At 60.6% G+C, this 13,783-nt stretch carries 13 protein-coding genes; 3 read left to right on the forward strand and 10 right to left on the reverse strand.

Going from position 1 to position 13,783, the window contains the following annotated elements; genetic code table 11:
* Positions 1-44: 44 nt before the first annotated feature.
* The 5 genes from ACW9HW_RS24620 to leuS form a co-directional block, all read right to left on the reverse strand.
* A complete protein-coding gene (locus tag ACW9HW_RS24620; protein WP_095197248.1) occupies positions 45-1,367 on the reverse strand; it encodes a lytic murein transglycosylase in 1,323 nt (440 codons plus the stop codon).
* Between the two features lie 62 nt (positions 1,368-1,429).
* A complete protein-coding gene (arfA, locus tag ACW9HW_RS24625; protein WP_065908951.1) occupies positions 1,430-1,594 on the reverse strand; it encodes an alternative ribosome rescue factor ArfA in 165 nt (54 codons plus the stop codon).
* A gap of 209 nt (positions 1,595-1,803) precedes the next feature.
* On the reverse strand, positions 1,804-2,841 hold the full coding sequence (gene holA / locus ACW9HW_RS24630) for a DNA polymerase III subunit delta (RefSeq protein WP_457401991.1): 1,038 nt from the start codon (positions 2,839-2,841) through the stop codon (positions 1,804-1,806).
* Between the two features lie 39 nt (positions 2,842-2,880).
* Positions 2,881-3,486, reverse strand: a complete 606-nt coding sequence (locus tag ACW9HW_RS24635) for an LPS-assembly lipoprotein LptE (protein WP_095197250.1) — start codon at positions 3,484-3,486, stop codon at positions 2,881-2,883.
* 88 nt (positions 3,487-3,574) lie between these two features.
* Positions 3,575-6,181, reverse strand: coding sequence for a leucine--tRNA ligase (gene leuS, locus ACW9HW_RS24640; RefSeq protein WP_457401992.1), 2,607 nt, complete (start codon positions 6,179-6,181; stop codon positions 3,575-3,577).
* Between the two features lie 280 nt (positions 6,182-6,461).
* Here leuS and ACW9HW_RS24645 point away from each other — a divergent pair, with 280 nt between their 5' ends.
* Both ACW9HW_RS24645 and ACW9HW_RS24650 read left to right on the forward strand, forming a co-directional pair.
* Positions 6,462-6,782 carry a hypothetical protein gene (locus tag ACW9HW_RS24645; protein WP_095197252.1) on the forward strand — a complete coding sequence of 107 codons (321 nt, stop codon included), beginning with the start codon at positions 6,462-6,464 and terminating at the stop codon, positions 6,780-6,782.
* 106 nt (positions 6,783-6,888) lie between these two features.
* Positions 6,889-7,650, forward strand: a complete 762-nt coding sequence (locus ACW9HW_RS24650; RefSeq protein ID WP_457401993.1) for a YdcF family protein — start codon at positions 6,889-6,891, stop codon at positions 7,648-7,650.
* Between the two features lie 167 nt (positions 7,651-7,817).
* Here the strand turns inward: ACW9HW_RS24650 and lnt are convergent, their stop codons facing one another.
* From lnt to miaB, 5 genes are all read right to left on the reverse strand, one after another.
* Positions 7,818-9,341 (reverse strand): apolipoprotein N-acyltransferase, encoded by a 1,524-nt coding sequence (gene lnt, locus ACW9HW_RS24655; RefSeq protein ID WP_457401994.1) that lies wholly within the window; start codon positions 9,339-9,341, stop codon positions 7,818-7,820.
* Between the two features lie 15 nt (positions 9,342-9,356).
* Entirely contained in the window at positions 9,357-10,196 is an 840-nt protein-coding gene (locus ACW9HW_RS24660) for an HlyC/CorC family transporter (RefSeq protein ID WP_095197255.1), read from the reverse strand.
* Between the two features lie 5 nt (positions 10,197-10,201).
* Complete coding sequence (ybeY, locus tag ACW9HW_RS24665; RefSeq protein ID WP_457401995.1) at positions 10,202-10,696, reverse strand: rRNA maturation RNase YbeY; 495 nt, start codon at positions 10,694-10,696, stop codon at positions 10,202-10,204.
* Positions 10,689-11,693 carry a PhoH family protein gene (locus ACW9HW_RS24670; RefSeq protein WP_095197265.1) on the reverse strand — a complete coding sequence of 335 codons (1,005 nt, stop codon included), beginning with the start codon at positions 11,691-11,693 and terminating at the stop codon, positions 10,689-10,691. Before ACW9HW_RS24670 ends, ybeY begins: the two co-directional genes overlap by 8 nt.
* Positions 11,694-11,899: 206 nt before the next feature.
* A complete protein-coding gene (miaB, locus tag ACW9HW_RS24675) occupies positions 11,900-13,228 on the reverse strand; it encodes a tRNA (N6-isopentenyl adenosine(37)-C2)-methylthiotransferase MiaB (protein WP_457401996.1) in 1,329 nt (442 codons plus the stop codon).
* A gap of 135 nt (positions 13,229-13,363) precedes the next feature.
* On the opposite strand from miaB, the gene ACW9HW_RS24680 reads away from it, so the two are divergent.
* A complete protein-coding gene (locus ACW9HW_RS24680) occupies positions 13,364-13,693 on the forward strand; it encodes a DUF1820 family protein (RefSeq protein WP_003185742.1) in 330 nt (109 codons plus the stop codon).
* Positions 13,694-13,783: the final 90 nt, after the last annotated feature.

Raw genomic sequence — 13,783 nt, forward strand, 5'->3', positions numbered from 1 at the left:
GTATCGCGTGAGCCCTGTGGGGGCGAGCCTGCTCGCGAATGCTTTTAGCGGTTTCGAAGGCCTTCGAGCAACTTGTGCGTCGGATAACCATCCGCCGGCCAGCCAAACGACTGCTGCGCGCTGCGGATCGCCTTGCGGGTATTGGCGCCGATAATCCCGTCCGCGGCGCCCGCGTCGTAATTTTGGGCGCTCAGCAGATTTTGCAGCTCGATCCGCTCGGTGCGGCTGAGCGGTAAATCATCCTTGGGCCACATGCCGCTGATCAGGCCCGCGCCATGGAAACGTTCGGACAACAGGCCCACCGCCAGTGCGTAGGACGACGAGTTGTTGTACTTGAGGATCGCCCGGAAGTTATCGAGCACCAGGAATGCCGGGCCGCGATAACCGGCCGGCAGCAACAATGCCGCGGACAAGTGCTCGGAACCTGCTGGAACCTGGCCGCCATTGGGCAGCGTGACACCCAGTTGCCGCCATTCGGCGACAGTCTTGCGGATGGCGCCATCGGCCAGCACATAGTTGAAACCGCCCGGCAATTGCACTTCAAAGCCCCACGGCTGGCCTTTCTGCCAACCGGAGCTTTGCAGGTAGTGCGCAGTCGAGGCCAGGGCATCGGTGGAGCTGCCCCAGATATCGCGACGGCCATCGCCATCGAAGTCCACGGCGTGGGTGTTGTAGGTGGTCGGGATGAACTGGGTCTGGCCCATGGCGCCTGCCCAGGAACCGAGCATTTTCTCGGGTTCGATATCACCCTGTTGCAGAATCTGCAGTGCGGCGATCAATTGCGCGTGGGCGAAACCCGGGCGCCGGCCTTCGTAGGCCAGGGTGGCCAGCGAGTTGATCACTGACTTGCTGCCCTGGAACTGGCCGAAATTACTTTCCATGCCCCATACGGCGACGAGGGCCTCACGGTCAACGCCGTAGCGCTGTTCGATGCTTTGCAGGATGGCGGCGTTCTCGCTGACCAGCGCCTGACCTCTGCGTACCCGCAGCGGCGACAGGGCGCCGTCGAGGTATTCCCAAACCGGCCGGGTGAATTCCGGTTGGCTGCGGTCGGCACGAATCACGCTGGGGTCGACGCTGACATTGGCGAAGGCTCGATCAAACAGATCGGCACGGATACCGGCGGCCAGGGCGTCCCTGCGGAAACCGGCCTGCCATTCGGCGAAGGTCTGGGTCGGCTGGATGTCGAGGTTTTCACCGCTTGGCACCACAGGTGCCATGATCGCCGGGGCAGTGGCGACAGGAAGGGTCTGAAGCGGTTGTGCGTCGGCGGCGGTCGGTTTTTCCGCACAGGCGACGAGCAAAATGAGGCTGGAGGCAGCAATCAATTGGCGCAGGTGCCAACGACGGGAAAGACAAAGGGGCATGCACGGGTCCAGGGAAAACGGATCAGGTGCAGACCTTAACATGTTGAGCGGATGCTTGCCTTTCAGGCCGCCAGAAAGTAAGAAGCCTCCCAGCTATTAGACTGGAAGGCTTCGCGGCGGTAGCTGCCTTTGCCCTTGCCGGCTCGTTCCTGACGGCTGCGGAACAGAGGCTGGGCGATAATGGATTTGGCCTTGTTGGGGCCATGCCTGGATGGCTTTTTGCTCATGATGGGCTCTCGCAAGTGAGTGGATTTTGCGGGACAAATCATCGTCTCAAGCGAGGCTTCTGTCTAGTCCCTGTGGCGAGGGAGCTTGCTCCCGCTCGGCTGCGCAGCAGTCGCAAATGGGCAAACGAGGCTTTTCTGAAGAAGCGCGATGTGTGGACTGGGGTCGCTTCGCAACCCAGCGGGAGCGAGCTCCCTCGCCACAAAAAGCCTTACTCGGCAGGTAAGGTCAACCGCTGGCCCGCCATCAACAACGTCAACCGACTCAAGCTCATCCACGGCGACCCTGCCGCCTGGCCTTTGATCTGCGCGTCTATGCGCTGTGCTTCGAGCAGCAGCTGTGCCCAGCGTTGCGCCGAATAGCGCTGCAGGGCTTTGCTCATCAGCGGTTTGCGCTTGTCCCAGACGGGCGGCCGGGCCTGGCTGAAGGCTTTGTCCAGCGGTGTGCCCTGACTGTATTGCAGGGAAATATTGGCCAGCAAGCGCAGCTCCCGGGCCAGGGCCCAGAGAATCACCGGGGGTTCGACACCTTCACCCCGCAACCCTTCAAGCATGCGCAGGGCATGGGCGGCTTCACCGTTGAGAATCGCATCGGTCAGCCCGAAGACATCGAAGCGCGCACTGTCGGCCACCGCAGCCTGCACGGTTTCGATGGTGATTTGACCCTCTTCGGCCATCAGCTTGAGCTTTTCGATTTCCTGGGCGGCGGCCAGCAGGTTGCCCTCGACCCTTGCAGCGATCAGCTCGACGGCGTCCTGGGTGGCCGAGAGTCCGGCCTGGGACAAGCGCTGACGGATCCAGCTCGGCAACTGGCTGACGTCCACCGGCCAGATCTGCACGAACTGGGTCTGCTGTCCCTCGACCAGCGCCTTGCCCCACTTGGTCTTCTGCGCGCTGCCATCGAGCTTCGGCAGGCTGATCAGGAGCACCGTGTCTTCGGCCGGTCGCGAACAGTACTCGATGAGCGCGGCGGCGCCTTTGTCACCGGGTTTGCCGGAGGGCAGACGCAGCTCCAGCAGACGCTTCTCGGCGAACAACGACATGCTGGCCCCGGCCTGCAGCAATGTGCCCCAGTCGAAACTGGCGTCGGCGGCAAAGACCTGGCGTTCGTCGAAGCCCTGCTGGCGGGCAGCGGCGCGGATGGCGTCGGCGGCTTCCTGACACAGCAATGGATCATCGCCACTGATGACGTAGACCGGCGCGAGGGCACCTTGCAGGTGTTTGGCGAGTTGGGCGGGGGCGAGTTTCATAAGAGAGGGCGAACGGGGCGCCTGAACGCCCCGTAAGTCTTACTGCTGCGGCAGTTCGATAGGCGACTGACGCGGCGTTTGCGCTTCAGCCTTCTGCGCCGCTTCCAGTGCCGCGGCTTCTGCCTTGGCTTTTGCTTCGGCGGTCTGTTGCAGCTGTTCCAGCTGAGTGGGCGTGATCTGCTGCAGGCGCAGCATCATGCGTTGCACCAGTTCGCGACGCATGTCCTTGCGCGCATCGTTGGCTTCCTGGTCCGAACCCACCAGGTTGTTGCCGTCGTGGATGAAGACTTTCTGCACTTCCAGCTTGTCAGCCATCAGAGACAGGTTGCCCTGGCTGAGGATGTTGTAGCTGAGTACGGTGCTCAGTTGGTATTCGCCGGTACGACCTGCACCTGCATAGCTGAGAATGCGCTGGGTTTCCTGCTCATCCGTTAGCACAAGCTTGAACGGTGCGCCGGTGTAGACCTTGACGCCGCTGCTGTCGAGCACCTGGCGCAGTTGCGTCACGGTTTCGCCATAGGAGTTACGGGCGCTGAGGTCCAGTTCCTTGATCGCCAGTTCGGTGGTGCCGGTGCCGCGCAGCTGGAAACCGCAGGCGCTCAACAGGACCGCAAGGCCCATCACCAGCAAGTTGCGTTTGATCATTGTGTTGCTCCCCTTGAAACCATGTGGGCCGGTCAAGCGACCCGAAAGGTTTTACTCGGCGCCAGGCTTGGCCTGGCGCCTGATCCAATTAGCTGGCGACGATGTTGACCAGTTTCCCGGGCACCACGATCACTTTGCGAATGGTCAGACCGTCGACAAAGCGCAGCACGTTTTCGTTGGCGCGTGCGGCGGCCTCGACTTCTTCGCGGCTGGCGCTGGCCGGCATTTCGATGTGACCACGCAGTTTGCCGTTGACCTGAATCACCAGCTGCAGGCTGTCCTGCACCAGCGCGCTTTCGTCCAGTACCGGCCAGCCGGCGTCGATCACCGGGTCGGCGTGACCCAGGCGATGCCACAGCTCATGGCAGATGTGCGGGGTGATCGGGGCCAGCAGCAGCGTCACGGTTTCCAGACCTTCCTGAACCAGTGCGCGATCCTGTTCGGTGCCTTGCGGGGCTTTTTCCAGCACGTTCATCAGCGTCATCACCTGGGCGATGGCGGTGTTGAATTTGTGGTTCTGGCCGACGTCATGGCTGGCCTGCTTGATGGCCTGGTGGATCGAACGGCGAATGGCTTTTTGCTCGTCGTTCAGGCCGGCGACGTCCAGTTTGCCCGGCAGGCCCTGGGTAACGTGCGCTTGAGCCAGGCGCCAGACGCGCTTGAGGAAGCGGTGCGAACCTTCCACGCCGGAGTCGGACCATTCAGCGCTCATGTCAGGTGGCGAGGCGAACATCATGAACAGGCGGCAGGTGTCTGCGCCGAACTGGTCGATCATCGACTGTGGGTCGACGCCGTTGTTCTTCGACTTGGCCATCTTCTCGGTGCCACCGATTTCCACCGGCAGGCCGTCTGCGATCAGCTTGGCGCTGATGACCTTGGCCTTGCTGTCGCGTTCGAGTTCGACGTCAGCCGGGTTGAACCAGGTGTAGGCACCATTGGCTTCGCGACGATAGTAGGTCTCGGCGATCACCATGCCCTGGGTCAGCAGGTTCTTGAACGGCTCGTTGGAACTCACCAGGCCTTCGTCGCGCATCAGCTTGTGGAAGAAGCGTGCGTAGAGCAGGTGAAGAATCGCGTGTTCGATACCGCCGACGTACTGATCCACCGGCAACCAGTGGTCAGCCGCCGATTTCTCAACCAGGCCACCTTCAAAGTGCGGCGAGGCGTAGCGAGCGTAGTACCACGAGGACTCGACAAAGGTGTCCATGGTGTCGGTTTCACGCTTGGCAGGCTGGCCGCATTTCGGGCAGCTGCATTCGTAGAACTCGGGCATGCGTGCCAGTGGCGACCCGGCGCCGTCGGGTACGACGTCTTCCGGCAGCACGACCGGCAGTTGATCTTCCGGTACCGGCACATCACCGCAGCTATTGCAGTGGATGATCGGGATCGGGCAACCCCAGTAGCGCTGACGGCTGATTCCCCAGTCGCGCAGACGGAACTGGGTGCGCGAGGCACCGAGGTTTTTCTTGATCAGCGCCACTTCGATGGCGTCGAAGGCGCCGACGAAATCGAGGCCGTCAAACTCGCCGGAATTGATCAGCGTGCCGTGCTCGCCGTAGGCGTCCTGCCATGGGGTCGGGTTGGTGTCGCCCGAGCTGGTGCGCACCACGGATTTGACCGGCAGGTTGTACTTGTGGGCGAACTCGAAATCACGTTCGTCGTGAGCCGGAACCGCCATCACCGCTCCATCGCCGTAGTGCATCAGCACGTAGTTGGCGACCCATACCGGCAGTTTTTCGCCGGTCAGCGGGTGCTCGACGAACAAGCCGGTCGGCAGGCCTTTTTTCTCCTGGGTGGCGACGTCGGCTTCTGCGACGCTGCCGCCCTTGCATTCGGCGATGAACGCTTGCAGGTCAGGATTGTTCTGCGCGGCCAGGGTGGCCAGGTGGTGTTCGGCGGCCACGGCGACGTAAGTCGCTCCCATCAGGGTGTCCGGGCGGGTGGTGAAGACTTTCAGCGCGCCGGTTTCGCCGATGGAGTCGACGTTGTACGGGAACTGCACTTCCATGCCGCGGGATTTGCCGATCCAGTTGCGCTGCATGGTCTTGACCTGTTCAGGCCAGCCAGTCAGTTCATCGAGGCTCTCCAGCAGCTCATCCGCGTAGGCGGTGATCTTGAAGTAGTACATCGGGATTTCGCGCTTTTCGATCAGCGCGCCGGAACGCCAGCCGCGACCGTCGATCACCTGTTCGTTGGCCAGAACGGTCTGGTCCACCGGGTCCCAGTTCACGGTGCCGCTTTTTTTGTAAATCACGCCTTTTTCGAACAGGCGGGTGAACAGCCATTGTTCCCAGCGGTAGTAGTCCGGCTTGCAGGTGGTCACTTCGCGCGACCAGTCCACCGCCAGGCCCAGGCTGCGCAGCTGGCTTTTCATGTAGGCGATGTTTTCGTAGGTCCATTTGGCGGGCGCTACGTTGTTCTTCATCGCGGCGTTTTCCGCCGGCATGCCGAAGGCGTCCCAGCCCATGGGTTGCAGGACGTTCTTGCCTTGCATGCGCTGATAGCGGGAGATCACGTCGCCGATGGTGTAGTTGCGCACGTGCCCCATGTGTAGCTTGCCGCTGGGGTAAGGGAACATCGACAGGCAGTAGTAGGTCTCCTTGCCTGGCTGTTCACTGACTTCAAAGGACTTTTGCTCGTCCCAGAACGACTGGGCGGCGGCTTCGATTTCACGGGGCTGATATTGTTCGTGCATGGCTACTTTTGAACTGAATAGGGGTGGCCTAATCCTCTTCAATGCAACGCTGGACGATGAATGCGCCAATTCGGCGTTTCGGTGCCCAGGCGAGCTGGAAGTGGAGTTACAGGAAGCGCCGTAGCATACATGACCGCACTCGACCGAGGGAAACCCTGATTACTGCCGCGCGTCTCGTGAAAACGGCTGCGAGGGCCGTTGGTCGCGGCGCTCAGCCGGTTTGTGCATGGAAGCTAAGCTCTAACTGGGGAGTAGGTCTTATCTTCCAATGAGGTGAGGGATGGTTGAGTCACAGCAAAAAGCTACAAAACCGGAGCTGTACGAAAGACTGATCGATCGTCTGGGCATGGCCCTGGAGGCGGCAAAAACCGCTGGTCGGCTGCGCGACGAACGCCCACTGGAACTGGAGTTGCGCGGCTTGAGCCCCGCAGAATTTGCCCTGGTCAAGGCGTATCTGGATCGTAGTGAACGTGAGACACACGGATGCTTGTCCGAGGCAGTCAAGCAACTTGACGCACCACGTTCGGCCAAGATCATCTGGCTCAAGGATAAAGTACCTGGCAGAGACGCGGTAAAGGTCCGGTCACTGCGGTGCAAATAGGGCAACAGAGCCATGCTCCATGATTTTCTGAAGCATAGTCCTTCCGTATTTATTGTCGCATCGCGTCAACCCACTTAGGCTTCGAGCATCTTCATGGAGATGCTCGATGCCTTTTCGTTATTTTGTGAAACAACTTCTCTTGCCCCCCGGCATCCTGTTGCTGCTGCTTTTGCTTGCCTGGTGCCTGCGTCGCTCAAGACCGCGGCTCGCCGGCATGTGCTTTGCCCTGGGGCTAGGTGGCTTCTGGTTGATGAGCCTGCCGATTGTCGTGCAGTGGAGCGCCGAAATGCTGGAGCGTGAGCCCCCGCTGGCGTTCGAGGCGTGGGCGACACTGAGTCAGCACGCCGATGCGATCGTAATTCTGGGCTCGGGGCGCGAGCGGGGCGATCCAGCGTGGGGAGACGATCAGCCGACCGGTGTTGGTCTTGAGCGCCAACGCTATGCGGCGCGTCTGGCCAAGGCCTCGGGTTTGCCGATTCTGACCAGTGGCGGCCTGCATTACGGCACGCCACCGACCGAAGCCCGATTGATGGCTGATTCATTGCGCGATGACTTTGGCGTGCCTGTTCGCTGGCAGGAAGGGCGTAGCCGTACGACCTGGGAGAACGCGCAGTTCAGCGCACAGGTGCTGTTGCCCGAAGGAATCAAGCGAGTGGTGCTTGTGACTCAGGCCTGGCATATGCCGCGAGCGGTCTGGAGTTTCCAGAAGGCCGGGTTTGAGGTGGTGCCGGCGCCAATGGGCTTTTTAGGTGTGGATAACGCTCGGCCGTTTGGTGGCTGGTTGCCGGAGTTCAAGTCGATCTGGCAGAGCGGGCAATTGATGAATGAGGCGGTGGGGCAGGTCGGGTATTCGCTGTTTTATCGCTGAAGTGAGGAGATAGCGCTAAACCATGTGGCGAGGGAGCTTGCTCCCGTTCGGTCGCGCAGCGACCGTAAACCTGCAGAGGACCTTTTTCTGGGCGTACCACATACGCCGCTTTCAGGGCTGCTTCGCAGCCCAGCGGGAGCAAGCTCCCTCGCCACAATTACTGTTCTTCAGACGGTTTTGGCCATCCGGTTAGCCACCAGCGCCCAGCCAAACAACAACACGCAGACAATGATCAACGGCCACGAGCGCCATTGCAGATAAGGCGTCAGGTTGTGCATCGGCACGACTTCGCCATACAGGATGCCGCGTTCGAACTGCGGGATCTGCACGGTGATCTGGCCGAACGGGTTGATCAGGCCGGTCACGCCATTGTTGGTGGCGCGGATCATCCAGCGACCGGCCTCAAGTGCGCGCATCTGGGCCATCTGCAAGTGTTGCAGCGGACCAATGGACGTGCCGAACCAGGTGTCGTTGCTGATGGTCAGCAGCAGATCGCTTTGGGCGGCCAGGCCGGCGGCGAACTCCGGGTACACCACTTCGTAACAGATGAAGGGCGCAATCTGGTAGCCCTTGGCTTGCAGCATGGCCTGATCGGCAGGGCCACGGGCAAAGTCCGACATCGGCAGGTCGAAGAAGGCGATCAGTCCGCGCAGCACATCTTGCAGTGGAACGTATTCGCCGAAGGGCACCAGTTTCTGCTTGAGGTAAGTGCCATCGCCTTCGCCGACCACTGTGATGCCGTTGAAGTAGCGTTTTTCCTGGTGGACGATTTCACGGATCGGAACACCGGTAATCATCGCCGAGTCCCGCTCCGCCGCGAATTTACCCATCATGTCCAGGTAACCTTGGGCAGACTCCTTGAGCACCGGGATCGCGGTTTCAGGCCAGATCAGCAGGTCGACGCGTTTGGAGGTGAAGCTCATGTCGCGGTACAGCTCCAACTGTGCATTGAGCTGCGCCGGGTCCCACTTCATGTTTTGTTCGATGTTGCCCTGAATCGCTGCAACGCTCAGCGGCGCGCCCGCGGGACTGGTCCAGGCATGATGTTTGAGTGCGATACCAGCCACCCATGGGCCGACCAGCAGCAGGGCGCCCAGCGCGATGAAAGCCTTGCGACCGCCACGGGCCAGGCGCAAGCCGTTGTAGATCAGCGCGGCGGTCAGGGCCAGCGTGAAGGAAATCAGCCACATGCCGCCTACGGGGGCGAGCCCGGCCAGGGGGCCGTCGAGTTGGCTGTAACCGGAATAGAGCCACGGGAAGCCGGTGAGGAACCAGCCGCGAAACGCTTCCTGGCCAACCCACAGTGCCGCGAAAGCCAGGGCGTCGGCCAAGGGCGCCTCGTTGCGCCGCAGCCAGCGCGCCCAGATCCACGCCGGCAAGGCGAAGAACCAGGCGATTGCCGCAGTGAAAATCAGCATCAGGAACCCGGCCAGCAGCACGGAGGCGCCACCGAAATGGTGAATGCTGTAATAGATCCAGCTGGTACCGGCGCCAAACAGGCCGAAACCGAAACACCAGCCACGGCCGAGTGCCTGGCGGGGGCTCAGTTCACGCATGCCTGCGTAGAAAAGCCCGACCGCCAGCATTGCCAGCGGCCAGATATCGAAAGGCGCCAGGGCCAGGGTGGTGATTGCACCGGCCGCCATGGCCAGCAGGTTACCGGGCCAGCCGGGGCGGGTTATCCAGCGCATTTCTTTCCTTAGTGTTTACCGAGCAATAGGCGTCAGGCGCAGCAAATGAATCCGACGGCTGTCGGCGTTCAGGATGCGGAAACGATAGGTGCCGATTTCAGTGATTTCGTTGCGTTTCGGCAAGTGCCCGAACGCACTCATCACCAGGCCGCCAACCGTGTCGAACTCGTCGTCGGAGAATTCGCTGTCGAAGAACTCGTTGAAGTTCTCGATCGGTGTCAGGGCCTTGATCAGGAAATCACCGCTGGGCAGCGGCTTGATGTAGCTGTCTTCTTCAACGTCGTGCTCGTCTTCGATGTCGCCGACGATCTGCTCCAGTACGTCTTCGATGGTCACCAGGCCTGCCACGCCGCCGTATTCGTCGATGACGATGGCCATGTGGTTGTGGTTGGCGCGGAATTCGCGCAGCAGCACGTTCAGGCGCTTGGACTCCGGCACGAAGGTGGCCGGGCGCAGCAGATCCTTGATGTTGAAGTGGTCGCCGTTCTCCTTGAGGATCAGCGGCAGCAAGTCCTTGGCCAGCAACACGCCCATCACGTCATCATGGCTTTCGCCGATCACCGGGTAGCGGGAGTGGGCCGAGTCGACCACGGCAGGCAGGAACTCGCGGGGTGTCTGGGTTGCCTTGATGCTGATCATCTGCGAGCGCGGGACCATGATGTCCCGGACCTGCAGGTCAGCTACCTGGATGGCGCCTTCGACGATGGCCAGCGCTTCGCTGTCCAACAGTTTGTTCTGGTGTGCATCGCGCAGCAGTTCCAGCAGCTCCTGGCGGTTCTTCGGCTCGTGGGCAAAAGCCTGGGTGAGCTTACCCAGCCATGACTTCTGCCCGTTGCTCGATCGATCTTCGCTCATAGCGATTACTCTGAATCCTTTGTTGTGACGGTTGGGGATGTTTCGGTTTCGTCGTCCGCGTACGGATCGGGATAGCCCAGTTCTGCAAGCAATGTGCGTTCCAGTGCTTCCATTTCTTCGGCTTCGTCGTCATCTATATGGTCGTAACCGAGCAGATGCAAGCAGCCGTGAATCACCAGATGCGCCCAGTGGGCCTTGAGTGTCTTGCCCTGTTCGGCGGCTTCGCGCTCGACCACGGCGACACAGATCACCAGGTCGCCCAGCAACGGGATGTCGAGGAACTCGTCCGGCACATCGGCCGGGAAAGACAAGACGTTAGTTGCGTAATCCTTTTGCCGCCAGGTGTGGTTCAGCTCGCGGCCTTCGGCTTCGTCGACCAGGCGAATGGTCATTTCGGAGTCGGCAGTGCGCTGGCGCAGGGCCAGTTCGCACCACTGGCGGAAATCGGCTTCGCTGGGGGCGGGGGCTTGGGTCGCGATTTGCAGGTCAAGCTCAAGCATCGCGGCGGTTATCCTTCGATGCTTCATCAGCCACACGATTTTCAAAGCGCTCATAGGCTTCGACGATGCGCTGTACCAGCGGATGCCGCACGACGTCCTTGGGCTGGAAGTGGGTGAAGCTGATGCCCGGCACGTCCTTCAACACTTCGATTACGTGATGCAGCCCGGATTTGGTGCCGCGTGGCAGGTCGACCTGGGTGATATCACCGGTGATGACGGCCGTGGAGCCGAAGCCGATCCGGGTCAGGAACATTTTCATTTGCTCGACGGTGGTGTTCTGGCTTTCGTCGAGGATGATGAAGCTGTTGTTCAGCGTACGGCCACGCATGTAGGCCAGCGGCGCGACTTCGATGACCTGGCGTTCGATCAGCTTGGCGACGTGTTCGAAGCCGAGCATTTCGTAGAGTGCGTCATAGAGCGGGCGCAGGTACGGGTCGATCTTCTGGGACAGATCGCCAGGCAGGAAGCCGAGTTTTTCGCCGGCTTCGACCGCCGGGCGAACCAGCAGGATGCGGCGGATCTGCTCGCGCTCCAGGGCATCCACCGCGCAGGCAACGGCCAGATAGGTCTTGCCGGTACCGGCCGGGCCTATGCCGAAGTTGATGTCGTTACCGAGGATTTCCTTCACGTAACGCTGCTGATTCACGCCGCGAGGGCGAATCATGCCTTTTTTGGTGCGCAGGGCGACGGCGGCGTCGGCGGGCGAGTGGTTGTCCAACTCTTCGACGGCGGACTCCTGCAGGAACAGGTGAACCATGTCCGGCGACAGCTCGGTACCCTTGGTTTCCCGGTACAGGCGGCGCAGAAGGTTTTCCGCGGAGGTGGTGTGTTTGCGCTCGCCGATCAGTTCGAACTGGTTTCCGCGGTTGCGGATCTCGATGGTCAGGCGCTGTTCGATCAAGCGCAGATGCTCGTCGAATTGCCCGCACAGATTGGCGAAGCGACGAGCCTCAAAAGGCTCGAGGATGAAACGATGTGGTTCTATGGGTGCGTTCAAGGTCGTATTTAGCCGCCCTGGGGCAATAGTGATGAAATCAAGGATAACGCCAGTGGCGTGGGTGCGAAAGCTCTTAAATTTCCCGGCGCCAAACATCATTCCTTGTGGGAGCGAGCCTGCTCGCGAAAGCGGCCTGACAGTCGAATCATAAGTTGAATGTCAAACCGTATTCGCGAGCAGGCTCGCTCCCACAGGGGAATGCGGTGTTACTGGATCAGCGAACCCCGCAGCGAATGCGGCTGGGCCGCGTCGATGTACACATCGGCGAACTGGCCGATCAAGGTCGGATTGTCGCAGCGGAAGTTGACGATACGGTTATTTTCGGTGCGGCCTTGCAGCTCGCCAGGATCTTTTTTCGAATAATCGGTGACCAGGATGCGCTGGATCGAACCGACCATTTGTCGGCTGATTTCGAAACCCTGCTGGTTCAACCGATGTTGCAGGGCATTCAAGCGCTCTTTTTTCAGCGCTTCCGGTGTGTCATCGGGCAGATCGGCGGCCGGTGTGCCGGGACGCTGGCTGTAGACGAACGAGTAGGAGAAGTCGAAACCGACGTCCTGGATCAGCTTCATGGTCTGTTCGAAGTCTTTTTCGGTCTCGCCGGGGAAACCGACGATAAAGTCCGAGCTGATGCAAATGCCTGGCACGGCGGCCCGCAGCTTGCGCAGTTTGGATTTGTACTCAAGTGCGGTGTGGTTGCGCTTCATCGCGGCCAGGATCCGGTCCGAACCCGATTGCACCGGCAAATGCAGGTGTTTCACCAGCTCCGGTACTTCGGCATGGGCCTGGATCAGACTGTCGGAGAACTCCAGGGGGTGCGAGGTGGTATAGCGGATACGGTCGATGCCATCGACCGCGGCAACCACCCGGATCAATTCGGCCAGATCAGCCAGACGACCGTCATGGGTCGTGCCGCGATAACCGTTGACGTTCTGCCCCAGCAGCGTCACTTCACGCACGCCGTTTTCGGCCAGGTGAATGATCTCGGCGATCACGTCGTCGAACGGGCGGCTGACTTCTTCGCCCCGGGTGTAGGGCACCACGCAGAAGGTGCAGTACTTGCTGCAGCCTTCCATTACCGATACGTAAGCACTCGGGCCGTCGATGCGCGGCTCGGGCAAGTGGTCGAACTTTTCGATTTCCGGGAACGAGACGTCGACTTGCGGCAGCTTGCTGATGCGCGCGGCGTCGATCATTTCCGGCAGGCGGTGCAGGGTTTGCGGGCCGAACACCACGTCGACATAGGGCGCGCGATCGCGGATGGCGGCGCCTTCCTGGCTGGCCACGCAACCGCCAACGGCAATCACCATGTCCGGATTGGCCAGTTTCAGTTCGCGCCAGCGGCCGAGCTGCGAGTAGACGCGATCCTGGGCGCGTTCGCGGATCGAGCAGGTGTTGAGCAGGATCACGTCGGCGTCTTCAGCCCGAGCGGTGACTTCCAGGGCCTGGTGTTCGCCCAGCAGATCCACCATGCGCGAGCTGTCGTACTCGTTCATCTGGCAACCGTGGGTTTCGATATAAAGCTTCTTGGCCATGGAAAAGGGTCATCACGTGATTCGAAGAACCGCGCATTATAGGGAACATGTTCCCAGGTTCCTACCGCTGCGCGTCCGGTGGCTATGCTATAGTTCGCGCCCTCTTTTTTATCCCCGATGTGTTACTCACCCACCATGACCAAACGTGAAGCTCCAATCTACAAGGTGATTTTCCTCAACCAGGGCCAGGTGTTCGAAATGTACGCCAAGCAGATCTATCAGAGCGATCTGTGGGGCTTTCTGGAAGTGGAAGAGTTCGTCTTTGGCGAGCGCACGCAAGTGGTCGTCGATCCGAGCGAAGAGAAGCTCAAGGCGCAGTTCGAAGGCGTTGTGCGCAGCTTCGTGCCGATGCACTCGATCGTGCGCATCGATGAAGTCGAGCGCCTGGGTACCCCGAAAATCAGTGAAGCCCGCGGTGCGGTCGGCAATGTGATGCCGTTTCCGATGCCGATGCCTGAGAAGTAAGTCTCAAGACCGAGTCGTTCCCTTCGCGAGCAGGCTCGCTCCCACAATAGATCACCTGTGAACACACAATGTGTGAACAATTGAGATCAA

This window comes from Pseudomonas sp. SDO5532_S415 (assembly GCF_054071155.1).